The 24,129-nt window shown below is 42.5% G+C and carries 24 protein-coding genes and 1 riboswitch; of the genes, 15 read left to right on the forward strand and 9 right to left on the reverse strand.

Annotated features, from left to right (window positions below):
• Positions 1–14: 14 nt before the first annotated feature.
• The 5 genes from MHH40_RS11345 to MHH40_RS11365 all read right to left on the reverse strand — a co-directional run bounded on the left by MHH40_RS11345 (position 15) and on the right by MHH40_RS11365 (position 6,169).
• Positions 15–1,139 carry a 5-methyltetrahydropteroyltriglutamate--homocysteine S-methyltransferase gene (locus MHH40_RS11345; protein WP_050944566.1) on the reverse strand — a complete coding sequence of 375 codons (1,125 nt, stop codon included), beginning with the start codon at positions 1,137–1,139 and terminating at the stop codon, positions 15–17.
• Between the two features lie 87 nt (positions 1,140–1,226).
• Positions 1,227–1,339: riboswitch (SAM riboswitch) on the reverse strand.
• 80 nt (positions 1,340–1,419) lie between these two features.
• Positions 1,420–2,739: a gluconate:H+ symporter gene (locus MHH40_RS11350; RefSeq protein ID WP_340901085.1), complete on the reverse strand. Its 1,320-nt coding sequence runs from the start codon at positions 2,737–2,739 to the stop codon at positions 1,420–1,422.
• A gap of 51 nt (positions 2,740–2,790) precedes the next feature.
• The gene (locus tag MHH40_RS11355) at positions 2,791–4,212 is read right to left on the reverse strand and encodes a four-carbon acid sugar kinase family protein (RefSeq protein WP_340901087.1); all 1,422 of its coding nucleotides are present in this window, start codon (positions 4,210–4,212) and stop codon (positions 2,791–2,793) included.
• Between the two features lie 7 nt (positions 4,213–4,219).
• On the reverse strand, positions 4,220–5,113 hold the full coding sequence (gene garR / locus MHH40_RS11360; RefSeq protein ID WP_340901088.1) for a 2-hydroxy-3-oxopropionate reductase: 894 nt from the start codon (positions 5,111–5,113) through the stop codon (positions 4,220–4,222).
• 198 nt (positions 5,114–5,311) lie between these two features.
• Positions 5,312–6,169 (reverse strand): MurR/RpiR family transcriptional regulator, encoded by an 858-nt coding sequence (locus tag MHH40_RS11365; RefSeq protein ID WP_170965960.1) that lies wholly within the window; start codon positions 6,167–6,169, stop codon positions 5,312–5,314.
• Between the two features lie 161 nt (positions 6,170–6,330).
• Between MHH40_RS11365 and MHH40_RS11370 the strand changes: the two genes are divergently transcribed.
• Entirely contained in the window at positions 6,331–7,008 is a 678-nt protein-coding gene (locus MHH40_RS11370; protein ID WP_050944564.1) for a DUF3298 and DUF4163 domain-containing protein, read from the forward strand.
• An 80-nt stretch (positions 7,009–7,088) separates the two neighbouring features.
• On the opposite strand, the gene MHH40_RS11375 is transcribed toward MHH40_RS11370, so the two are convergent.
• Both MHH40_RS11375 and pepT read right to left on the reverse strand, forming a co-directional pair.
• Positions 7,089–7,268 (reverse strand): hypothetical protein, encoded by a 180-nt coding sequence (locus MHH40_RS11375; RefSeq protein WP_003215411.1) that lies wholly within the window; start codon positions 7,266–7,268, stop codon positions 7,089–7,091.
• A 288-nt stretch (positions 7,269–7,556) separates the two neighbouring features.
• A complete protein-coding gene (pepT, locus tag MHH40_RS11380) occupies positions 7,557–8,789 on the reverse strand; it encodes a peptidase T (protein ID WP_050944563.1) in 1,233 nt (410 codons plus the stop codon).
• A gap of 226 nt (positions 8,790–9,015) precedes the next feature.
• Between pepT and MHH40_RS11385 the strand changes: the two genes are divergently transcribed.
• The 5 genes from MHH40_RS11385 to MHH40_RS11405 all read left to right on the forward strand — a co-directional run bounded on the left by MHH40_RS11385 (position 9,016) and on the right by MHH40_RS11405 (position 12,426).
• Complete coding sequence (locus MHH40_RS11385; RefSeq protein ID WP_034321782.1) at positions 9,016–9,339, forward strand: WXG100 family type VII secretion target; 324 nt, start codon at positions 9,016–9,018, stop codon at positions 9,337–9,339.
• Positions 9,340–9,343: 4 nt separating this feature from the next.
• On the forward strand, positions 9,344–10,540 hold the full coding sequence (locus tag MHH40_RS11390) for a DUF6861 domain-containing protein (RefSeq protein WP_050944562.1): 1,197 nt from the start codon (positions 9,344–9,346) through the stop codon (positions 10,538–10,540).
• 12 nt (positions 10,541–10,552) lie between these two features.
• Positions 10,553–11,311, forward strand: a complete 759-nt coding sequence (locus MHH40_RS11395) for a hypothetical protein (RefSeq protein WP_050944561.1) — start codon at positions 10,553–10,555, stop codon at positions 11,309–11,311.
• Positions 11,312–11,332: 21 nt separating this feature from the next.
• A complete protein-coding gene (locus tag MHH40_RS11400) occupies positions 11,333–11,860 on the forward strand; it encodes a YfjD family protein (RefSeq protein WP_050944560.1) in 528 nt (175 codons plus the stop codon).
• Between the two features lie 98 nt (positions 11,861–11,958).
• On the forward strand, positions 11,959–12,426 hold the full coding sequence (locus MHH40_RS11405) for a helix-turn-helix domain-containing protein (RefSeq protein WP_003214797.1): 468 nt from the start codon (positions 11,959–11,961) through the stop codon (positions 12,424–12,426).
• Positions 12,427–12,483: 57 nt separating this feature from the next.
• On the opposite strand, the gene MHH40_RS11410 is transcribed toward MHH40_RS11405, so the two are convergent.
• The gene (locus MHH40_RS11410) at positions 12,484–12,831 is read right to left on the reverse strand and encodes a helix-turn-helix domain-containing protein (RefSeq protein ID WP_003214932.1); all 348 of its coding nucleotides are present in this window, start codon (positions 12,829–12,831) and stop codon (positions 12,484–12,486) included.
• A gap of 207 nt (positions 12,832–13,038) precedes the next feature.
• Here MHH40_RS11410 and MHH40_RS11415 point away from each other — a divergent pair, with 207 nt between their 5' ends.
• From MHH40_RS11415 to MHH40_RS11440, 6 genes are all read left to right on the forward strand, one after another.
• Positions 13,039–14,028, forward strand: coding sequence for an asparaginase (locus MHH40_RS11415; protein WP_003215391.1), 990 nt, complete (start codon positions 13,039–13,041; stop codon positions 14,026–14,028).
• Positions 14,029–14,056: 28 nt separating this feature from the next.
• Complete coding sequence (gene aspA / locus MHH40_RS11420) at positions 14,057–15,478, forward strand: aspartate ammonia-lyase (protein WP_050944559.1); 1,422 nt, start codon at positions 14,057–14,059, stop codon at positions 15,476–15,478.
• A gap of 143 nt (positions 15,479–15,621) precedes the next feature.
• Positions 15,622–17,028 carry a Na+/H+ antiporter NhaC gene (nhaC, locus tag MHH40_RS11425; protein ID WP_044140314.1) on the forward strand — a complete coding sequence of 469 codons (1,407 nt, stop codon included), beginning with the start codon at positions 15,622–15,624 and terminating at the stop codon, positions 17,026–17,028.
• A gap of 297 nt (positions 17,029–17,325) precedes the next feature.
• Positions 17,326–17,751, forward strand: a complete 426-nt coding sequence (locus tag MHH40_RS11430) for a YwqH-like family protein (protein WP_050944558.1) — start codon at positions 17,326–17,328, stop codon at positions 17,749–17,751.
• A 42-nt stretch (positions 17,752–17,793) separates the two neighbouring features.
• Positions 17,794–18,057 (forward strand): YwqI/YxiC family protein, encoded by a 264-nt coding sequence (locus tag MHH40_RS11435; RefSeq protein ID WP_050944557.1) that lies wholly within the window; start codon positions 17,794–17,796, stop codon positions 18,055–18,057.
• 281 nt (positions 18,058–18,338) lie between these two features.
• The gene (locus MHH40_RS11440) at positions 18,339–18,764 is read left to right on the forward strand and encodes a YwqH-like family protein (RefSeq protein ID WP_050944556.1); all 426 of its coding nucleotides are present in this window, start codon (positions 18,339–18,341) and stop codon (positions 18,762–18,764) included.
• A gap of 45 nt (positions 18,765–18,809) precedes the next feature.
• Here MHH40_RS11440 and MHH40_RS11445 read toward each other — a convergent pair whose 3' ends face one another.
• Positions 18,810–19,022 carry a hypothetical protein gene (locus tag MHH40_RS11445; RefSeq protein WP_223251185.1) on the reverse strand — a complete coding sequence of 71 codons (213 nt, stop codon included), beginning with the start codon at positions 19,020–19,022 and terminating at the stop codon, positions 18,810–18,812.
• Positions 19,023–19,158: 136 nt separating this feature from the next.
• On the opposite strand from MHH40_RS11445, the gene MHH40_RS11450 reads away from it, so the two are divergent.
• The 3 genes from MHH40_RS11450 to MHH40_RS11460 all read left to right on the forward strand — a co-directional run bounded on the left by MHH40_RS11450 (position 19,159) and on the right by MHH40_RS11460 (position 24,126).
• Positions 19,159–21,117 carry a BglG family transcription antiterminator gene (locus tag MHH40_RS11450; protein WP_340901091.1) on the forward strand — a complete coding sequence of 653 codons (1,959 nt, stop codon included), beginning with the start codon at positions 19,159–19,161 and terminating at the stop codon, positions 21,115–21,117.
• 89 nt (positions 21,118–21,206) lie between these two features.
• Entirely contained in the window at positions 21,207–22,535 is a 1,329-nt protein-coding gene (locus MHH40_RS11455; RefSeq protein WP_340901093.1) for a PTS sugar transporter subunit IIC, read from the forward strand.
• A 157-nt stretch (positions 22,536–22,692) separates the two neighbouring features.
• Complete coding sequence (locus MHH40_RS11460; RefSeq protein WP_050944553.1) at positions 22,693–24,126, forward strand: glycoside hydrolase family 1 protein; 1,434 nt, start codon at positions 22,693–22,695, stop codon at positions 24,124–24,126.
• Positions 24,127–24,129: the final 3 nt, after the last annotated feature.

The following is a 24,129-nucleotide window of genomic DNA, read 5'->3' on the forward strand; positions in this document are numbered from 1 at the left end:
TTTCGTCAAGGGGACTATGAAGTCCACACTTGATCTGCAATCTCAATCACATGACGAAGCTTTTCCCATTGCTGCTCTTCTGTTAACAGATTGCCTTCCTCCGTTGAGGCGAACCCGCATTGCGGACTCAAGCAAATCTGGTTAATGTCGACGTATTGAGCAGCTTCCTCGATTCGTTTTTTAATCTGTTCAGCCGGCTCAAGCTCACCATACTTTGAAGTGACAAGGCCTAGTACGATTTGGAGATTTGGGTTCTTCACATAGCGAAGGGGTTCAAAGCCGCCAGAACGATCGTCGTCGAATTCTAAAAAGAGACCATCCAGATCTAAGCCGGCAAAAATCGTTTCTGCCGCTGCTTCATAACCGCCTTCAGCTGCCCACGTCGATTTAAAGTTACCACGGCAAATGTGCATAGTGATCACCAAATCCTCTGGACGATCGGCAACTGCTTCATTGATTGTTTTCGCAAATGACTCACGCAGTTCATCTTCTTCTCGGCCAAAGGCTTTGATTTGTTCATGCCCTTTTTCAGAAAAGAACACGGCCCATGCTGTATCATCCAGCTGCAAGTAGCGGCAGCCTGCATCATAAAAAGCACGGATGGCTTTCTTATACGCCTGTGCCACATCATGGTGGAATGCCTCTAGGCTGTCGTATACTCCTTCTTCAAGCTTTCCACGGAAAAAGAGCATATTCGGACTTGGAATCGTCATTTTAGCCGTATGATCCCCAGCGATGCTGTGAAGGAATCGATAATCCTCCAGCATTGGATGATCTGTAAAATCAATCTTGCCCGTTACCTTGATGCCCCGTGCTTTTGTCGTCGTATTGTGGAATTGAATACCTTGATCTGCTTCAAATCCTTCGACCCCATCGAGCCCCTCAAGAAAGTCAAAATGCCACCAAGCACGTCTGAATTCGCCATCTGTGACAACCTCTAATCCAATTTCCTTTTGCTTCTCAACAATACGAGTGATTTCTTCATTTTCAATTTGTCGGAGCTGCTCTGCTGTCAGTGTGCCGTCTGCTTTTTGCTTGCGTGCTTCCTTGATACGTTCTGAACGAAGTAAACTGCCTACTTGATCTGCGCGAAATGGCGGTTTCGTTGTTTTCTTTCCAATGGTTTGTACTTGTGTCATGCTGAATCCCTTCTTTCTACAGGTTAAAAATCAAATAAAAAAGCTCTTCCTTGGATAAGGAAGAGCATCATATACTGAGAGAACTCTGCCTTATCTTCAAACAAGCATCTGCTTGCTTAAGGAATTAGCACCATTCTGTTCCGAGGAACAGCGGTTGCCGGGTTTCACAGGGCCAGTCCCTCCACCACTCTTAATAAGGTTACCTTTAATTCAATTTTCTTAATAAACATAATTATTCAACTTTTCCGAGAGAAAGTCAATGGTTTTTACAGTTAATTTTCTACATGAACAAATCAGCGACGAGAACACCCGCTAGTCCGACAAGTGAAAGAACGGTCACCATCAATGTCCACGTTTTAAAGGTTTGGGCCATGGACAGGTTAAAGTATTCTTTGTAAATCCAGAAACCCGCATCATTCACGTGAGAGAACGTAATACTGCCAGCACCTGTTGCGATCACCATTAATTCTGGGCTCACACCTGTCAATCCAATCAAAGGAGCAGAAATGCCAGCCGCTGTGAGACCGGCGACGGTGGCTGATCCTAAAGATATACGAAGGACCGCAGCAATCAACCAAGTGAGAAGCAGTGGAGAAAGCGTGCTTCCTTGCATGATTCCTGCAATGTATTGATCAACCCCGCTATCAATGAGCACCTGTTTAAAGGCGCCGCCACCTGCAATAATTAATAAAATCATGGCAATAGAACCGATAGAATCTGTGATCGACTTCATCACTTCCTGCATGCTCTTGCCTCTGCCAAGTCCAAACGTGTAGATAGCAAGAAGCACGGAGATTAACAGTGCAATCGCCGGTTCACCTAAAAACTCAGCGGTTGGCAGTAATGGGGAGGACGGGAAGAAAATTTCTAAAACTGCTCTGAATGTCATGAGCAATACAGGCAAAACAGCGGTGAAAATGCTAATGCCGAAGCTTGGCATTTCTTCTTCTGTAAATTCCTTTGGATTAAATAAGTTCTTTGGAATATGTGCGTGCAACTGATCTTTTTTAAATAGTTTCGTAAAGAGAAGTCCACCTACTAAAACAGCAGGAATCGCTAAAATAATCCCAACTAATAAGGTTTGTCCCATGTTTGCTTGAAAGACATTTGCAATGGCAGTCGGCCCTGGGTGAGGAGGGAGGAAGCCATGTGTGGTGATGAGTGCAGCGACGAGCGGCATACCCACATAAAGCACAGGTAGTCTTGCAGCTTGTGCGATCGTAAAGACTAGTGGAATTAAGATAATGAATCCGGTTTCATAAAATAGAGCAATTCCGATCACAAATCCCGTCAGCATCGTTGCCCATTGAATTTTTCCAATACCGAATCGGTCAATGAGTGTCATCGCAATACGCTGAGCTCCGCCAGAATCAGCCATCAATTTACCAAGCATCGCCCCAAAACCGAGAACGAGTGCGAGGTGACCGAGCGTACTGCCGAGTCCTTTTTCGACGGAAGCAATCGCTTCAAGTGGTGACATTCCTTCTAAAACAGCAACAATTAAAGAAACAATAATCAAAGATATGAAAGCGTTTAACTTAAAGACAACCATGAGTAAAAGCAATAATAAAACGCCAAGTCCGATAAACACTAACGACATGATCTTTCCTCCTTTGTGGTGCATAAGGGGGCGCGAAAACACCCCCTATGCTTATCCTTCTAGTATGTCTACAGCTTCTTTTAACGTATCCCTTGAACCAACATTTCCCGGGAAAATCACATAAGACATGAAAGGGAATTTACTATCTTCGCCTGTTTGCCAAACGGGAATGCCTGGTCTGATCTGCCCTGCCACAGTTGCGCGTTTCACGTGAAGTCCTCTAGTTCCAATATCGCTGGAGGTAATGCCACCTTTGGCAATGAGATACTTAGGGCGAATTGTGAGACGCTGGACAATGCTTGTCACAGCATCACTAATTTTTACAGAGAGCTTTAATTCTTCCTCCTGACGATCATCCCCAAGATCAAGCCGTTCTCTTCTTGTATAAACCGCCACAGATTGACCAGATGCTAATAATGCCTCGGTTTGCTGAATCACGCGGTCAATTTCTTGATGAAATAGTTCAGGCTCCAGCACGAGATGTGTATTAAACTCAATAAAAGCTACCTCTTTATTCTGTTGAAGCGCTTTTAATTGATCTGTTGTCTTCTTCACATGAGAACCAATCATAATGAGACCACCGTGCGGGCTTTGTTCTTGTATCAAGTCATGTCTTGTTAATAAGGCACGATCCCCTATACCGCCAAGAACTTTTGTAAGTGCCGCCGCACTTCTGAACATGAGTTGCTTTCCTGCTTGAATGGCCTCAATGAGAGCAGTGACAAACACTTTGACATCGTCATAGTCCACAGCGTTTACAACCACCTTTTTAAAATCGGTCACACTCATGAGCTGTTTTTTTATTTGATCAATTCGTAAAGCCCGTAGATCATCTAACGAAATGTAGGTGGTGTTCTCTTTTGTGAACGAACCGTCTGACTTTTCTTCAATCCATTCTCCGAGATGAGATGACTGAAAGCCGAATGTGCGATCTCGTGCAAATTCTGTTTCACCAGCAGGAATTAATTCGTGTCCTTCTTGGACGTAATGAATATTGTTGATCGTCAAGCGTCCACCTTCTTGGAAAAAAGGAAGAAGGATTTCTCCATCGAATTGGCGTGAGCTTTGTTGTTCAATTGTGGTTTTGAGTACTTCAGTTTCCAGCGGAAAGTGTCCACGAAGAGTGGAATCTCCTCGGCTGACAATGATGAAATTCTGATCAACCCGTTCCGCTACCTTCACAATTGTTGAAGCGATTGTTTCGTGCACAGCAGTCGTTTTCTTCTCTGTCATGCTGCGAGAATTGGTCAAAATAAAGAACATGCGGCTGTCTTCAAGAAAACCGGCTTCGATGCTTTCTTCTGACCAATCGGTGAAAACAGAGACGCCATGTACGGTTTGAATCCCTGTTGGATCATCATCTAATACAATGACTTTATGATGAAAGCTGTTCAGTGCTTGTTCGTATGCTGATTGAATGATCTTTGCATCCGCTTTCGGAATGGCATTCAGTATGTCAGTGCTTTTCTTCATGACCATCTCATCCTTTCTTCACTTCGACATGAGCCATTTTTTCGTAATATTGAACGATGCCGCCATGGTCAAGCCCAGATTTTCCGTCCGCTTTGAGGGCGTGGAAGATTTCAAGCAGCTGGCTAGAAAGCGGGAGAGGAACGCCGATATCATGAGCAGTTTCCATCACATTGGTTAAATCCTTTAAGTTGATGTCGATACGTCCGCCTGGTTCAAAGTTTCGTTCTAAGATGAGAGGGACCTTTGCATCGAGAACGGCACTTCCTGCCAGCCCGCCGCGAATGGCTTCATACATTTTGTCAATGGCAATGCCCGATTTAGCGGCAAGAACGAGCGCCTCGGACATAGCGGCAATATTTAAGTTGACGATGATTTGATTGGCGAGCTTCGCTGTTGTTCCGCTTCCATTTGTGCCAACTAATACGACCTCTGTGCCCATCGCAAGCAGGACATCCTTCACTTGCTCAAAGATGACTTCTTCGCCGCCAGCCATGATGGCAAGTGTTCCGTCTATTGCCTTCGGTTCTCCGCCGCTGACAGGTGCGTCGATAAATTCCACCTGATGCTGTTTTGTAAGAGCAGCTAAAGCTCTAGAAGTAACAGGGGAAATTGAGCTCATATCTACGACAACAGTGCCAGGTTTAGCTGTAGTTAAAATGCCATGATCACCTGCAACAACTGCCTCTACATGCTCTCCTTTAGGAAGCATTGTGATGATGATATCGCTTTCAGAAGCGGCATCAGCTGCTGAAACAGCACCTTTTGCTCCGGCTTCTTGTAACGCTCGAATCGCTTCCTCATTTAGATCGAAAACAGTCACAGTATGACCGGCTTTTAATAGGTTGAGTGCCATAGGCTTTCCCATAATACCTAATCCAATGAATCCAATTTTCTTTGTCACATTGAACGCCTCCTATATAGAAAACCCTTATAAAAAGCGCTTTCTTTTTCTTTTGTTAGTATATATACTATCTTTTTGTTTTAATAGTAGGAAATAAACTATTGTTCATTTAATGTACATGACGTGATAGGAACGTGTCAACGGAAAATATGAGAAAAGTCACAAAAAAAGACCGGAATCAGCTTCGGCCTTTTGCGTTCATGTTTTATTTTTAGCTACGGCTAATCGAGATTGTTTCACGTTTTCAATGGCATCTGATCCTAGTGCTAAAACAGCGGCGACGTATAGTACATCAATGATTACAAGCTGGTTAATACGGGAGATCATAGAGTCAGATCGATAGGTTGTCTCCCTGGAAGAACTGAGCAGATGAAAGTCAGATCGCTTTGCGAGCTCTGATTTCGGATAGCTGGTGATAGAGGCAACCTTTGCTCCCTTTTCTTTAGCAAATTGCACGGCATCAAGAATTTCTCTACTCTCTCCTGAATGGGAGATCGCAACGATAAAATCGTGTTCCGTGGCGTGAGTAGCAATCATGTTCATCATATGCGGATCACTGCATAGACTCACTTCAAAACCAAGCTGGAGGAACTTATGATAAGCATCCCCAGCAATAAAGCTGGATGCACCGGCTCCAAAGAAGACGGTTTTATGTGCCTGCTTCATTTGTTCAATGAATTGTGTGACGGCTTGGTCTTCTAATATATGCTTCATATCTTGAATAGAGTTTGTTGTTAACTCTATGACCTTATGTTTAATGTCAGCTACACTATCGGATGCCTCGATCTCACCGTATATGGATTGAGGCGTATTGGTTGCAATATCCTGTGCGACATGGACACGAAACACTTGGTACGATTCATAGCCAATTTTTCGTAGAAACCGAAAGATCGTCGTTTCACTAGTATTGCATTCAGCAGCGAGTGCACTAATGGAATGAAGCACAACTTTCTGAGGATTTTCTAAAATGTAATTGGCAATCTTTTTTTGGGTCGGAGACAAACTATGAAACGTCGTCCGAATGTGACTAAAAATATTCTCTTCTATGATAAACACCACACTTCATCTAGCATTCTACATTAAGCATACAGGAACTTATGAAAACGGTAAACAAACCCGAAGTGGGAAAAGAAAGAATAAAATGTAAATACTGCTTTTTTTGGTTCTTTTGTCATGGTATACTCAATTGGTAATAGACAAAAATGGGGGTTTTTACTATGACAATGAAAAAAGGCCTAACGATCAGTCTGATCATTTTTTCACTGATTGTTTCGTTGTTTGCGCCAGTTGGATCTGCGGATGCCAAACAAGCAAAAAAAGCAAAAGTAAGCACACACTATTATAAAAAGAAAAAAACATTCAAATATGCACAGGTGAAAAACCTAAGCAAGGCGCATATGAAAACCATCAATCGTGATTTAAAAGAAGACATCGCGTTCTCTTATTCTACGTACTTGTTCTTAAAGGACGAAGCGAAAAAGGAAGGCTTTGGGAAGATCACTTACGAGAGATCGTTTAAAACGAAATTTAACAATGGGAAGAAGCTCAGTATCTTAAACTATGATTACATGAATGATGGTGGAATGCATGGGGATACGATGGTTTCCAGCATGAACTATGTGTTGACAAAGAAAAAGACAAAGCAGCTGTTCTTGACAGACGTTGTGAAAACGAAGAAAAAGCGTACGAAAGTGAGAGATTATGTCTATAACTATACAAAGAAACATAAAAGTAAATTCTATGCGAACCTGAAAAAAAGAGACATTGAAATCAACTACAACACGCAGTATTACTTCACGAAAAAGGGAATTGCTGTTGTCTTCCAGCCATATGAAATTTCACCTTACTATGTAGGAATTCCTGTGATTCAAGTTCCTGCGAAGGTGTATAAATAAAAGGAAAAACGACCAATGAATCTGGTCGTTTTTTTTATGTACTCACACAAAAGAGCCCCATATGAGGCTCTTTTTCAGATTTATACTTGTTTAGGTGCATCGTTTAGTGGGTGACGGCGTTTTCCGTTGTAGTGGCGGCGCATACGAAAGATTTCAAACTCCGAAAGCTCTGCGCTTTTTCGTTTTGGTGTGCGGTTATCTTTTTTGAAAGAGAATAGTAAGTAGCAGCAAAGTGAAGCGATAATCAATAAAATCATCATATGACATTCCTCCAATTCATCCTATTCTTTAAGTGTAGACAGGGTGAGTGATGTTTATAACTGAAAATATGCAGCAGAATCGGTTTAGTTCTTAAGGTTTAGGCGATCTGCTAATTTAGGTCTAAAATACTGGTTGTTTTTAACTATTATATTTCCAGTTATTGCACTCGTCAAGAAGAATTTTTCTGGGGTTGTCTCTATTAGTACGAATAAATGTCATAAAAGTTTCAGAAAATTGTAAACTTTTATTAAAAAACCGTTCCCGAACAGGAACGGTTGTAAACATATTTATGCTTTTTCTTCAAATAGACGGGCGATTTCAACGATGACTTCTGTTGCTTTCACCATGTTCTCGACAGAAATAAATTCATATTTACCGTGGAAGTTTTCCCCGCCAGTAAAGATGTTTGGCGTTGGAAGACCTTTATATGAAAGCTGGGAGCCATCTGTACCGCCGCGGATCGGTTCGATTACAGGTGTCACTGAGCGGTTTTCCATTGCTTCATGGGCAATATCCACAATATGTTTCACCGGCTCAATTTTTTCTCTCATATTATAATATTGATCTTGAATTTTGAGATTGATGCTGTTTTCTCCGTAAATGGCTTTTAAGTCATTTGCTATTTTTTCAAATAGTGCTTTGCGTTCGTTAAATTTGTCTTTATCAAAATCACGAATAATATATTGCAGCTCTGCTTCTTCGACTTCTCCTACAAACTTCGTGAGATGGAAAAATCCCTCGTAGCCTTCTGTGTATTCCGGAGATTCATCAGAAGGAAGCTTGTTATGGAAGAGCATCCCAATCTTCGCAGCGCTGACCATTTTGTCTTTTGCTGTCCCAGGGTGGACGTTGTTTCCTTTAATGGATACTTTCGCACCTGCTGCGTTGAAGCTTTCATATTGCAGCTCCCCGAGCGGTCCTCCGTCAATTGTATACGCATAGGAAGCGCCAAAGGCATCAACATCAAATTTGTGCGGCCCTCTGCCAATCTCTTCATCGGGTGTAAAGGCGACGCGAATTTTTCCATGCTTGATTTCTGGATTTTCAATTAAGTAATGCATGGCGGTCATAATTTCTGCGATACCAGCTTTGTTATCTGCACCAAGCAAGGTTGTGCCATCTGTTGTGATCAGCGTATGTCCTTGATACTTTTGTAAATTTGGAAACTGTGATGGTGATAAAACGATATGTAGTTCTTCATTTAAGGTGATGTCGCCGCCTTGATAGTTTTCATGAAGCTGCGGTTTCACATTCTTGCCGGTGAAGTCAGTAGCTGTGTCGATGTGAGCCAGGAAGCCAATGGTCGGCACGTCTTTGTCTGTGTTAGATGGGATCGTTCCCATGACATAGCCGTTTTCATCCATTGTCACTTCTTGAATCCCGATGGATTTCATTTCTTCAACTAGTTGTCTCGCTAAGTTCAACTGTCCTTCAGTCGATGGGCAACTTTCCTTATCTGCATCCGACTGCGTATCTACCTTCACATAACTTGTGAAACGCTGAATCATTTCCTCTTTCATGTATACGTCACTCCTTTTGTAGAATACGTTCATTTTATCATGTCTTGAATGCGCTTCATAACAAGAAAGGCTTTCTCTGGCAATTAGAGAGGAAAAAGACCTACTTTCATTTGGTGATGTGTTGAATGGTTCTTTAGGGTGATTTTTTTGGGTGTCTTTTTATTTATAATGAGGACATATAAAATCATCCATTTGTACGTTAAATTGGGAGAAAGGGGTGCGAAAGTTGGATTCTAGTCAAACGCTGGCACTCGCTCAAAAGTTTCAGGAAGCAGCTGATGAGATTCGGCAGTCAAAGCAGCTGCTGGAGAATCGGCTCAAGGCAGTAGGATCAGGCTGGCAGGGAGAAGCAAGGAATAAATTTGATCAAAGCTTTGAGGAAACAACGGCACGCTATGATCAATTCGAAAAGGACTTGCTTGAAACAAGTCAGGAACTGCGCGATGCAGCGGTCAAAATCGAGGAACGGAAAGCTGAAATAGCCAGAATGGAAGAGCTTGAGCGAAAGAGACGAGAAGAACGGAGAGAAAGAAACCGAGAAGGGAGATGATGTGATGGCACGTGACATAGTGGTTGATCCAGATCAGCTGACAGGGCTTGCGAATGATGTTGTAGGCGAACTTTCTGCCATTGAAACGAAGCACCGCGATTTACATAGTGAACTGGATGGTCTCATTTTAGGCTGTGATCCTCGGTATAGTAGCTGTTTTTCAGGCGTCGGGGATGCATGGGGAGCAGGACAAGCATTGATCAGTAAATTGAGCAGTGATGATATTACGATTCGTCATGCAAAAGATAAAATGGTCGAAGCAGATGATATTTTACGGAAATTGTACAGTATCTATGATCAATATGGTACACTCACGAGCTTAGCTGGTATTGTGATGATGCAGGCGAAATACTACGGGCTTGGGATGACGACTTTCATTAAAGACAATGGCCGTTATGCAGCGCAGCATTCAAAGCTGCTGCTTGATCTGACCAGCCGGGTAGAAGGAACGAGATTTGACCGGCTAGCAAGGATTTGGCTGAGTAATAAAGAATTATTAAAACGATCAAACTGGTCGATGGCTGATTTGGTCCATAAGAAATTCACAAAATTTTATCCTGACGATACAGTTGCATTCACGAATAGTGTCCGTGACTTTACAAAAGGAAGTATCAATTGGAAGGACACGGCTGCGATCAAGTCTGTTTTGAAAAATGGATCAAGATTCGCGAAAGGAAATGCCATCATTGCAACGGTTGTCACTGGCGCAACGGAAACGGTCGGCTGTGGTTTGAAAATTGCTGAGAACTATGCAGAATTCGGTGATCAGCCAGAAGTCCTGAAGCGTGAAAATGCGAAGGCTGTTGGAAATGCAGTGAACAATACGGTCTTTATCGCTGGCGGGTCTGTCGCAGGTGCCGTTGTCGGAGGAGCTCTTGGAAGCTTTGCAGGACCGATTGGAACTGTCGTTGGAGGAGCCATTGGTTCCGCAGTCGGTGGATTTATAGGAGAAAAAGTTGCCAAGCTGACATCAGGCTTTGCTGAGCAGGTTGCAGTGAAATTAAAGGACCCAATTCATGCAGTCGTGGATAAAGGGAAACAAGCATTCGAGCTGGCGGGTAAAGGTGTGAAAGCAGTCAATGACACCATTGATCAGGCAAATCAGGTGATACATAAAGGGATAGAAAAAACAAAAGAAACCGCAGATTCGCTCATAAAAGGTGCAGGCGATTTCTTTAAGGGTGCATTTTCTTTTGGATAAGGAGAGATCAAGTTGGATCAGCTAAGTCTAAGTATTGAGGAACTCATCTTTAGTTTTTACAGTGAAGGCTATTTTGAACAGGGCATGTCCTTAAAGGAAGCCTATTATCCTGATGTAGAGGACGAGCGCCTAGGGTTTTTATTTGAAATTGCATGCCGCTCTTTGCTCGCAAAAGGTGTACTTGAATTTCGAAACAGACAATATCGTTATAAAGCGGAATACCGTCATTTCATCCAGGCGATGAATGATGCATCTCACACCGTCAAGGCATCTCGATTTGGGGATGAAGATGAAGAAGTCAGTACCTCCTTTCACACGACACAGATGGGCGTATATGCACACCATACACTTTATGATCAACAAGTCCATCAGATTCAAAAACTGAAAGATGACCAGCAGGCAGAGGAGCAAGTGACTGCCTTTTTCAATATACAGATGAGTGATCACCCTGCACCTGTCGTCACACTGCAAGCAGAGGAATTTGAAAAGCTATTAGAGCAAGCAAGTGAGGCGAAGAATGAGTGGCCCTCCTTCCTTCATCGAGCAGAGAACGAAGAACTCGTGCAGGCATTTGTTTCTGATGTACAGACAAGAAAAGGAAAGGTGGACTCCCTCATGAAGGTCGTCTACGACAAAAATAATACGCCTGATGTGGAATCCATGTTATTTGTCATTCCAGGTGAGAAACAGTCGTGGCTTGTGTCGGGAATAAAAGAAAATGAATTTCGCGTGGAGACGGCTCATAGAGACGGATTACGTTCTATATTCTAATGGAGAAAAGGAGAATGACGCTTGAATCCAAGTGAAGTAATAGAAGTGAGAAGCAGGGCCTTTTTAAGGGTATGGGCATTCTTAGCAACGGGCGGCTTCGGTATCATTGGTATTTGGTTGTTTTCAGAAGCTCTTACATTTGAATCGAATTATACATTGTTTTTATTTTTAGGCGGACTATTAGGCATTGTCTATGGCTTGATCTCTTTTTTGATGATTCTGCCGGCTTTTACGAAGAGGGGAAATGTGATTTTTCGCATTCAGCGCGGAAAAAATGGTGCTGTACTGTATCGAGAGCGGACGATCCCTTTTCATGACATTCAATCCATTGATATGCGCAGGCATCGGTACAGTGTAAGGGGATTTCTCTTCATGGATGTGCTCATTCGGAAAATGGATGGGAAATTGATCAAGATTCCAGCGTACAGTATTTTAGATGAAGAAGTATTCGAGCAAACCGTCAAACAAGAGATCTATCCATATTTAAATCAGGCAGCCCAAGAGAATTGGAGACAGCAGCATGGTCAGGTCGAAGAGCAGATCAATTAGATAGTATTTGCCAATATTCTAAAGGATGAGGCGCCACTTTTTCGAAGAAATCGTGTATGATGTCAGTAAAGACTGAACACTCGGAGAGGTGATGAGAGATGGATAAAGAGATGGTAATCGACCTCGTCACAGAACAAATGACACGGATTCGAAAAGAAAAGAATTATACGCAGGACCGCATGGCTGAGGTACTTGGTTTATCGAAACGGCATTTGCATCAGGTTGAAAAAAATAGGCTGCGCCTCAACTGGACGCAAACGGCGGCCGTATGTGCATTATTCAGAGATAGTGACATTTTAAAAGGGACACTAGGGGATGATCCGCTTGAGATTCTGGAAGTCGTGGCACATGATGAATTGCATCTATCGGTGGAACGGACAATCGGCGGAAAGGTTTGGTGGCGGACTTCTATCAAAAAAGGTACATTTCGTCTTCAGCAAAATGTGCTCAGTCAGCATTACCGCATCTTAGATGATGAGAATTATCGCTATTATAGTTCATTTAATAAAGAAGAAGCGAAGCGGCGGTTAGAGGAATTAAGTCAGCTGTCTTCTCCTTATTCTTAAGCAGCTGAAAAAGGAAAGAGAGGCACCCGATTAATAGGGGCCTCTCTTTTCTGTTTTTTATACTTTTAGGGTGTTTTTCGCCCGAATAAAGGCAACAAGCTGTTTGATTTCTTCATCATTTAGGGGAACGCCGTCTACAAGAATGGTTCCTTCTTTTGCTTCCGTCAGTTCAATTTTGATGTCAGAGATTTTACGTTGTATCTCTGGCTCGTCCGTTCTACCAAGTAAAAAATCAATGGACGTATCATACAAATCAGCCAGGCGCTTCACTGCTTCAAGCGAAGGTCGTCGGTACCCAGATTCGTAACCGGCATAGGTGCTTTTGGCGATACCTAGGCGATCTGCCGTATGCTGGAGAGACCATTTTTTCTTTTTTCTAAGAGTGGTTAAACGATCGAGTATCATTACATGAACGCTCCTTTATATACAACAACAGTATATCATATTTTGTGATAGAATGTACGCGTTATGCGTAATAATTTCTTGATTAATTCGCGTTATGTGACTATAATGGCAATGAAGGTACGCGTAAAGCGTATATTATAGAATAGCACAAGCTAGCTTATAATATGTGTGACAAACGAAGTAATTTTACTGAAAGAGGTGGACCTGTTGAAGAAATTATTGCTTTTAACCACTGGTGGGACGATTGCATCTGTAGAGAGTGAAAATGGTTTGGCTCCAGGTGTTAAAGCTGAGGACCTTTTAAGCTATTTAAACGAAATTAATGCAGAGTACACAATGGACACAAAGTCCCTAATGAGTATAGATAGTACAAATATGCAGCCTGAATACTGGGTGGATATCGCAACAGCCATTTATGAAAATTATGATCAATATGACGGCTTTGTCGTCACGCATGGAACCGATACAATGGCCTATACATCAGCAGCACTATCTTATATGCTGCAAAATCCGGATAAGCCAATTGTCATTACAGGCTCACAAATCCCGATTACGTTCAAGAAAACAGATGCGAAGAAAAACATCACCGATGCGATTCGCTTTGCATGTGACGGCGTAGGCGGCGTGTATGTTGTCTTTGATGGCAGAGTCATTCAAGGGACACGCGCAATCAAACTAAGAACGAAAAGCTATGATGCATTTGAAAGTATTAACTATCCATATATTGCATCGATTGAAAACCATCAAATTGAATACAATAGCAAAGTAAAAAGATCGTCAATGAAACCGCTTAAATTAGATGCATCCTTAAACACTGACGTTTGTCTCTTGAAATTGCACCCAGGTCTAAAGCCTGAGTTCTTAGATGCAATCAAAGGTGTATACAAAGGAGTCGTCATCGAAAGCTACGGCAGTGGCGGAATTCCTTTCGAAGGAAGAAACCTTTTAGAGAAAATCAACGAATTGCTCGAAGAAGGCATTTCTGTTGTCATCACAACTCAGTGTCTTGAAGAAGGAGAAGACATGAGCGTGTACGAAGTAGGACGTAAAATCAATCAAGAACTAGTGGCACGTTCACGAAACATGAACACAGAGGCCATCGTGCCGAAACTCATGTGGGCACTAGGTAAAACAACAGACCCAAGAGAAGTGAAAAAGATTATGGAAACGCCAATCGCAGAAGATTTAGTGATTTAACTATTCTATAGAAAGCAGGTCATATCAGATGGTTCAAGCAACTTATCGCTATGAGAAGGATTTTCTTGGAGAAAAAGAAATTCCGGCAGACGTGTATTATGGGGTTCAAACCCTTCGTGCAAAAGAAAACTTCCCGATAACTGGATATCGTATGCACGAGGAACTGATTAGAGCCTTTGCCATCGTGAAAAAAGCAGCTGCTCAAGCCAATATGGAAGTTGGACGTTTATATGAAGGAATTGGAAATGCCATCGTACAAGCCTCTGATGAAGTCATTGAAGGCAAGCTGCATGAGTACTTTATTGTAGACCCAATTCAAGGCGGCGCAGGAACGTCGATGAATATGAATGCCAATGAAGTGATTGGAAACAGAGCGCTAGAAATCATGGGACATCAAAAGGGTGAATACATCCATTTAAGCCCAAACACACATGTAAACATGTCACAATCAACGAATGACTCGTTTCCAACATCTATCCATATTGCTGTATTGAAGCAGTTAGACATTCTGCTTGAGACAATGCAAACGATGCAGGACGTATTCAAAAAGAAAGCGAAAGAATTTGATCATGTGATCAAAATGGGACGTACGCACCTACAGGATGCTGTTCCAATTCGTTTAGGACAGGAATTTGAGGCTTACAGCCGCGTGCTCAGCCGTGATATTAAGCGGATCAACCAATCAAAGCAGCATTTATATGAAGTCAATATGGGTGCAACAGCTGTTGGGACAGGCCTAAATGCAGATCCTCGTTATATTGAGATCGTCGTGAAGAAGCTAGCCGATATTTCTGGTCTTCCGCTTGTAGGCGCAGAGCATCTTGTGGATGCAACGCAAAATACAGATGCTTACACAGAAGTGTCTGCTGCATTAAAAGTATGCATGATGAACATGTCTAAGATTGCCAATGACCTTCGCCTAATGGCTTCTGGTCCGCGTGCAGGTCTTGCTGAAATTGCATTGCCAGCTCGTCAGCCAGGATCATCCATTATGCCTGGGAAAGTCAATCCAGTCATGGCAGAGCTCATTAACCAAATCGCATTCCAGGTCATTGGGAATGACCACACCATCTGTCTTGCCTCTGAAGCAGGTCAGCTTGAGTTAAATGTGATGGAGCCTGTTTTGGTCTTTAACTTGCTTCAATCTATTAGTATAATGAATAACGGATTCCGTTCATTCACAGATCATTGCTTAGTGGACATTGAAGCAAATGAAATACGTTTGAAAGAATATGTCGAAAAAAGTGCAGGCGTGATCACTGCTGTGAACCCTCACTTAGGCTATGAAGCCGCGGCTAGAATCGCTAGGGAAGCCATTTTAACAGGACAATCGATCAGAGATCTTTGCTTGCAAAATGATGTGTTAACAGAAGAAGAACTTGATATTATTTTGAATCCATTCGAGATGACAAAGCCTGGCATTGCGGGTGCAGAGCTCCTAGAGCGATAATAATATCAAAAATTTTATTTTATTAATATGTAGAATTGCCTGTGAAATAGAGAAAAACAGGCAATTCACTTTCTTTCGAATTGACACACTTTTTTCACAATATTTTGAAAACGCTTAACGCACGCACAAAGGGAGGAAACACAATGAAATCACCACGTCTGCCGTCTATTTTAGAAGTCGTGTTTGTACTTGGCTTGTTTTTAGCAATTGTTTTATCTTTTACTCTTTATTTCAAATTGGATATTCAACTGGCATTGTTTATCTCATGGTTTATGGTCATTGCTTTAGGTATTCGATTAGGACATTCATACAAAGACCTTCAAAACGCCATTACAAAAGGGATATCGAATGGTTTAGAGGCTGTTTTGATTTTAATTGCAGTAGGTGCACTTGTTGGAACATGGATTGCCGGCGGAGTGGTACCAACATTAATTTATTACGGACTGGAATTTATTCATCCTAATATTTTCTTACTAGCTACGCTGATCATCTGTTCCATTATGTCTGTTGCTACAGGTACATCATGGGGGACAGTTGGAACTGCAGGTATTGCCATGATTGCAATTGGTGAAGGATTGGGAATTCCATTACCTATCGTGGCTGGAGCCGTTTTATCTGGAGCCTATTTTGGTGATAAGTTATCTCCTTTATCTGATAGTACGGTGCTCGCTTCCTCACTTTCAAAAGTGGACGTGCTCGCACATGTTAGAGCGATGATGGTCTTATCCATTCCTGCCTTTGTTATTACAGCCATTATGTTTACAATCACCGGATTTATGTATGGCGGAAAAAATATTGATCAAGGCAAAGTAGAGTTTTTGAAACAAGCACTGCAGGACACATTCACCATTAATATTTGGATGATTATTCCGGCGTTGATTGTTGTACTATTACTTGTCTTGAAAAAACCTTCAATGCCTGTTATTGCTATTGGTGCACTTCTTGGCGCTGTCTGGGCAATGGCATTCCAGGGAATGAATCCAGCCGATGCACTTGGTACAGCTTATAATGGTTTCTCTATTAATTCAGATGTTGATTTCTTAAATACGCTGTTAAATCGTGGCGGTATTGTCAATATGTTAGGATCTCTAGTGGTGATTATTCTCGGACTTGGTTTCGGTGGAGTACTTGAATACTTGGGCGTATTAAAAGTCATCGTCGCTACATTCGAGAAGAAATTGCATAATGCAGGTAATGTGACTCTATCAACACTTGTTGTTGCATTCTTCGCCAATATCTTTGGCTGTGCGATGTATGTATCATTAATTCTTACACCGAAAATTATGGAAAAGAGCTATGATAAATTAAAGTTAGACAGACGAGTTTTATCCAGAAACTCAGAGGTCGGTGGTACGCTGACGTCAGGAATGGTTCCTTGGTCAGATAACGGGATTTACATGGCGGGAATTCTAGGCGTATCGACATTCTCTTATTTACCATTTATGTGGTTGAGCTTTGTTGCCATTGCTCTTGCTATTATTTACGGATACACAGGGAAATTCATCTGGTACGTTAAGAATCCACAAGAATCAGAAGAATCAGCTTCATAAGCCGTTTACAAAAGCCGCTCCTCAACCGGGCGGCTTTTGTTTGTCCTAGGTCTGTATAACTATATGTGACATATAGCCAAGAATCAGGAATTAAGACCCCTTATAAAAGAGGTCTTAAGGGGTAATGTGAAGCAGAATGAAAGCATATTTATCCCATAAAAAAGGCACAAATACCTATTCAAACATGAGTCTTTGAACCTTATAATAACAATATTGGAAAAAGTGCTATTCACCTTACGCTCGTTTAGAGGATCTCTAAGCAGCGTTTTTATTTTTTGTCAGGAGGAGGAACCCATAATGAGCTTATCGGATATGCTGTCTGCCCTAAACGGTGGCATTACAAGTAAAAAAGCAGAAATCGAAGAGAAAATCGCTCGACTGAAAAAGGCGAAAAGTAAGGTCGAACGTGAACAAGATGCGGCAGAGACAGACCTGAAGCAAATCAAGCAGCCAAAGCTTGGGACCTCTTGGAAAGGTGAGCGAAGCCAGGATTTCAAATCAGAGCGGAATGAAGCACATGATGCGCTGCAAACGATTGTGAACGACAAGTATCCACGCTACGTGAGCCGCATCGAATTCAAAATCAGTACGTTAGAAGCCGAACAAGCTGCGTTATCCTTTGCCAGTTCCTTAGCAGGAGACGCCGCACGTCTTGCTGAAAAAGGAGAAGACGCAGTAGAGGACGCCAAACGCTTGATCTCAAAAGCATGGAGCAGCTTATAAGCTACCTTACCTTCATGCTGAACAAATCTGGAGGATATCACGATGGGACAAATTAAGTTAAACTACCAAACAGTTATGGATCAACTAGATGAAGTCTCCCAAGCAGTCGAAGCATTAACGATCAAAAAAGCAGCAGATAAAGCAGGTGAAAACAGCCTTGAATTTGTGACCAAGTGGACGGCGCGCGAAGCAGAGGTGAACGAAATGGTTTCAAGTTTTAAAGAAGCCTTAATCAAAAATGTTCAGGACACGCGCTCTAATGTGAAAACCTTAAAAGAACAGGACGAAGCGATTGCGGCAAAATAATGGCAATCATTTTTCTAATGGGTTTCATGGGATGATACGAAATATAGTTCTAAGGGACCATATATAATTCAGGAAGTACGACCTTGTGTTATTCCGATTTTCTTCCAAACACGTCACTAAAAGGACACCTTTTCCCTATTTAAGACTGAGGCTTTTCACCTTATACTATACTTAATGAAAGCAAAACGATAGAAATTTCAGGTTTGGAAAAATCAAGTGAGTCGATCGTTTCCAAGGCTCTGATCTGTGCTTTCGTATGAGGTCCGATAGAGGTGGATGACATGAGTTTATCCGAGATGCTACACCATCTGCATATGGGAATTGAAAACAGACGTGCAGAATTTGATGACATGATCTCTCGGTTAAAGACAGCCAAAAGCAATATTCGAACAGAACAAGATCTTGCGCAGTCAGACATAAAGGAAATCAAGAAACCTGCTCTAGATTCGTCATGGAAAGGTGAGAGAGGAACCGACTTTCATCGCCATCGAAAAGATGCCTATCATGTCATGCATGACATCGTGAACAATGAGTATGAAAAATATATCGCCGAGATTGATCAAAAAATATTGCACTTTGAATTAAAAAAAATGGAGCTGGCTGTTGCCAGTAACTTTGCCGGAAGAGCCCAGGACGTGATGGAAAAGGGTGAGGAGTTTGCACTCGATGTTAAACATCTGATTGAACGGGGCTGGAAGGCTCTTTAAAATAATAAAAACAGCCAACTCATCAGCGAGCGGCTGTTTTTTTGTTTAGTCACATCCACCACCACTATCCCCGGAATCTCCCCCGCAGGAGGCATCAGAAGCGTGATGAGTATAAGAATCAGTATAGGTACTTGTTGTTGAACTGTGATGTGAAGAACGCTTCGCAGACGTACGTTGATCCTTTGATGTGAATAAATGGGCGATGATTGCTCCTAAAGAAGCCAATATCATAATAACAACAAACATAAAAGAACCCATGATGCATCCCTCCTCTTGTTTACTATTCATACGAATGAGCCATATCGTGGTTCCCGATTTGAAAGAAAAACTGGGCAAAGAGTTCTACTTTCGTTTATGATGATAGGCAAAAGTAAATGCCAAGGGAGGAGAGCCTATGCTATCTCTACGTCAGGAGGAGCTGCTGAAACGACTGATGCAAGCGGAACAGGAACTGACTAGTGAAGAAATTGCCCGCATGATTGGCGTCACATCAAGAACGATCCGAACAGATATGAAAGCGCTTAAATCTATTTTGGATGAACATGGAGCCGTACTTCATATCAAACGCGGGGCAGGGTATACATTGACCGTCGAGGATTATGGGTCTTTTCGTACATTTTTGAAAAAGTCATTGGGAGAAAGAAACGAAAAAAAGGAGCAAACCATACCCAATCAGCCTGAGGACCGTGTAGCCTATCTATTGAAAAGGCTGCTTCTGTCAGAAGACCATATTAAGTTAGACGCGCTCGCAGACGAATTATTTGTGAGTGAATCGACAGTAAAAAATGATTTGAAAGCGGTCAGACATTTGTTTTCATTACATGGCCTTTCTGTGTCACATCGTCCTAAATATGGGCTGCGGCTGACAGGGGATGAAATGAAATTAAGATATTGTATGGCTGAGCATGTGTTTCAGCAAGCGCATGCGAACCCGGCGCTGTTACCTGAAGAAACGTATCAATTGATTCAGGATATCGTGCGTTCACGTACAAAAGTAAGCGGACTTCATCTGTCGGAAATTGGTATAAGTAATTTAGTCACCCACATTGCCATTGCATGCAAACGAATTGAAGAGAAAAAACTGGTCATGATGCCAGAAACGGAATTAAAAGAGATTCAAGTGCAGCCTGTTTTCCAAGTAGCTCAACAAATGGCAGAGGATATTCGGCATGTCCTAGCGATTGATTTTCCATTATCTGAAATGGCGTATATTGCGATTCACTTGATGGGAGCGAAAATGATGGCATACGGAGATACCGGTCATACGCTATGTCATCTTCTAGACGAAGATCACTTTCGCTTCATCCACCAACTGCTTGCTTATGTAGAGGAGCACATGTCACTTGATATTCAATTTGATAAAGAATTAATCGTTGGATTAAGTCTTCATTTACGTTCCGCTATTCATCGTTTTAGGTACGGTATGAACATTCGTAACCCTTATTTAACGGACATTAAAAGGCATTATCCCATTGCATTTGAAGCTGGCGTCTGTATGGGTAGATGGCTGAGAGAAAAAGAGGGAATTGAGATTCATGAGGATGAGATTGGGTATTTGGCGCTTCATATCGGTGCTGCAATCGAGCGGACAAAATCACAGCATGTGAGAAAGAGATGCCTGATTGTATGTGCGACGGGTGTCGCCAGCAGTCAGCTCCTTCTTCATAAACTGACAGCGGCTTTTAGCGGAAAGCTGGAGATCGCTGGCACTGCAAGTGTTGGAGAAATTCCTTCGTTTGATTTGAGAAGCATTGATTTTATTATTAGTACCATTCCGCTTCAGAACACGTTGCCGGTACCAGTGATTGATGTACATACCATTCTAAGTGACGATGATATTGTGCGGCTGAAACGGTTTGTTCAGGGCACGCAGGATACAGGGGTTTTGCGGTATGTGAGTCCGGCGCTGACATTTTTTCAGCAAGACCTTCAATCAAGGGAAGAGGTACTGCAATTTTTCGTAAACGTGCTCAAGGAACAGGATCGCATCCCGGAAGAGTTTGAACAATTATTGCTGGAAAGAGAGCAAGTGTCACCGACATCGTTCGGTCATTTGGTTGCGATCCCTCATCCGATGAAGCCGGCAACAGATGACACGTTTTGTGCGATCTGTACGTTGAAAAAACCGGTGCTGTGGGGTGAAAATCGGGTACAAGTCGTTTGTTTGTTAAGTATCCAGAAGACGTATCAAAAAGAATTGCAATCACTTTATCAATTTCTTGTACGGCTGACAGAGCGCAAGGAAGTGGTGGAGCAACTCATCAAGGCCGCTTCATTTGAGGAACTGACGGCGGCGCTTCAAGTATTGGAGCATCCGAATGAAAAAACGGGACACCCATTTCCGCATCTGTGAGGAAAAAGATTAGATGTTAATGAAAGCGCTTTTAAAATAACATCAAAAAGGAGGATGATCACGAGTTTTTGCAAAGGGGGAGACAGATCATGAGCTTCAAGGAGAAAGCGGCAGACGTCATGGGGAATGTGGCTTATCGCATCACGAATCAGAAGTATATTATGGCGATTAAACAGGCATTTGTCACACTGATGCCAATCATCATTACAGGGGCTTTTGCTGTATTGGTGGCAAATATGATCATGAGCCCGGAAACAGGGCTTGCTCATTTTGAGATGTTCAGATTTTTAGCGGAGCTTCAGCCAATTATGAAGGCAATCAATTATGCCACGCTGAACTTTTTAACGATTGGGGCTGTGTTCCTCATCGGGATAGAGCTTGGGAAAATCAACGGGCACAAGTCCCTGTTCCCTGGGCTGATGGCATTGATTTCATTTATATCTGTTATTCCAACGACACTTCTACTTGAAGTGGATGGATCGATGCGTGAGGTTGTAGATGTACTGGCAAGGCAATTTTCCGATCCAAAAAGTTTATTTTTAGGGATGATCATTGCGATCGTATCTGTGGAAATTTTTTGTAAGCTGACCAAGGTGAAATGGCTGCAAATCAAGATGCCAGATTCAGTTCCATCGAATGTGGCAACATCTTTTTCATCACTTTTTCCTTCGATCATTACGATTACGATCATTAGTTCATTCGGCTTTGCATTTCACCGTTTAACAGGCATTTATTTGCATGAAGCAGTGTATAACGTGGTGCAACGCCCGCTAGAAAGTGTTGTACAGGGTCTACCGGGGATTTTAACGTTGATGTTTGTGGCGCAATTCTTCTGGGTGATCGGCATCCATGGCAACCAGATGATCAAACCGATCCGGGAGCCGCTCTTATTAGGATCAATTGCAGTGAATATGACAGCATTTCAAGAAGGAAAAGAGATTCCGAATATCATCACGATGCCATTTTGGGATGTGTATATGAGCATCGGTGGTTCAGGTGTGACCATTGGGCTTTTGATTGCGATTTTTATTGCTGGAAGAAGGGAAGAGATGCGAAGTATTGCCAAGCTCTCATCTGGGCCGGGCCTCTTCAACATCAATGAACCCGTTATTTTTGGCTTGCCCGTCATGTTAAACCCTGTGATGGCAATTCCATTTATCGTCACACCACTTGTGACAGGAACGATTGGTTACATTGCGACAGCTACAGGGTTTGCTGGAAAAGCCGTCGTGATGGTGCCGTGGACGACACCACCGATTGTGAATGCATGGCTGTCCACCGCTGGCAGCATGGGGGCTGTCATCACACAGCTCATCTGTATTGTGGTCGCAGTCTTCATCTATTTGCCATTTGTCCTCTTGTCTAACCGCAAACCAGAAGCGGCACCAGATTCAGAACAAAAGGAGAGGCATGAATGAATATGCAATATAGGTGGTTATGATCCCATTTCACTTGACCGTAAATATACGAAAAAAGGGCAGGAAGTCTCGATATGGAGGCAATTGTGAAGGCTATGTATTTGCAAGGAGTTTGGGAAGGACTTCACGTTCAAACGAGGAAAGGGAAGGTGGCGACATGAACAGAATCGAGATTCCAAGAGATTTTATCCTAGGTGCTGCGGCCTCTGCTTGGCAAACGGAGGGATGGAAGGGAAAGCAAGCGCATCAGGACTCGTACATCGATTTATGGTATAAGAACGGGTATCACGTTTGGCACGAAGGATATGGCCCGGCTGGTGCGACGAACTTTTACGAGCGCTATCCAGAAGATGTAGCTCTCATGAAAGAAATCGGTCTGACTCATTATAGGACATCGATCAATTGGTCGAGGTTTCTCATCGATTACGAGAAGGGGATTGTGGATGAAGCATATGCCCGTTACATTGATGATTTGATCAATGAATTAATCGCAGCAGGTGTAGAGCCGATGTTTTGCTTAGAGCATTATGAGCTTCCAGCCGTGCTGCTTGAAAAGTACGACGGATGGTCATCAAAGCATGTCGTCGAGCTGTTTGTTCTCTATGCGGAAAAGGTGTTTGAGCGATATGGAGACAGGGTCAAGCATTGGTTTAGCTTTAATGAACCGATTGTTGTCCAAACACGCGTGTACCTAGATGCTATACGTTATCCCTTTGAGCAAAATACGAAGAAATGGATGCAGTGGAACTATCATAAAGCGCTGGCAACAGCAAAAGTAGTGAAGCTGTTTCGGGAGATGGGATTGAAGGAATCAACAGGTGCAAAAATTGGGGTGATTCTCAATCCAGAAGTGACGTATGCAAGATCCTCTGCTCCGCATGATCAAGAAGCGGCACGGATATATGATTTGTTTTTCAATCGAATGTTCTTAGATCCCTCCATCAAAGGAGAGTATCCAGAAGAACTGCTTGATGTGTTAAAAAAGCATGAGATTCTTTTCGATGCGACAGAGGAAGAGCTTCAGGTCATCAAGAATCATACGGTTGATGTCGTTGGGCTCAACTTATACTATCCGCATCGTGTCAAAGCACCGAGTAAGGCGTGGAATGAGATGACACCATTTCACCCGTCTTATTATTACGATATGTTTGAGCTTCCAGGAAGAAAAATGAATCCATTCAGAGGATGGGAAATTTACCCGGACATTGTCTATGATATGGGCATGAGAATTAAAGAAGAATACGGAAATATTGAGTGGTTTGTGGCCGAAAACGGCATGGGCGTAGAAAAGGAAGAAAGGTTTAAAAAAGAAGACGGTATCATTGATGACCAGTATCGCATTTCATTTATCAGCCAGCATTTGAAACGGGCACTTCAAGCGAAAGCAGAAGGCTCAAATTGCACGGGCTATATGCTGTGGGCTTTTACGGATAATGTATCGCCGATGAATGCCTTTAAAAATCGCTACGGATTAGTCGAAATCCAGCTGGAAAATGAACGGAATCGTCAGTTGAAGGCATCAGCGTATTGGTACCAGACATTAATTAAAACAAGGGAACTGAAGACCCAAACAGAAGTCAACTATCGATAGGAG

It is taken from the genome of Bacillus sp. FSL K6-2431 (assembly GCF_038005165.1).
Classification (GTDB): domain Bacteria; phylum Bacillota; class Bacilli; order Bacillales; family Bacillaceae; genus Bacillus; species Bacillus pumilus.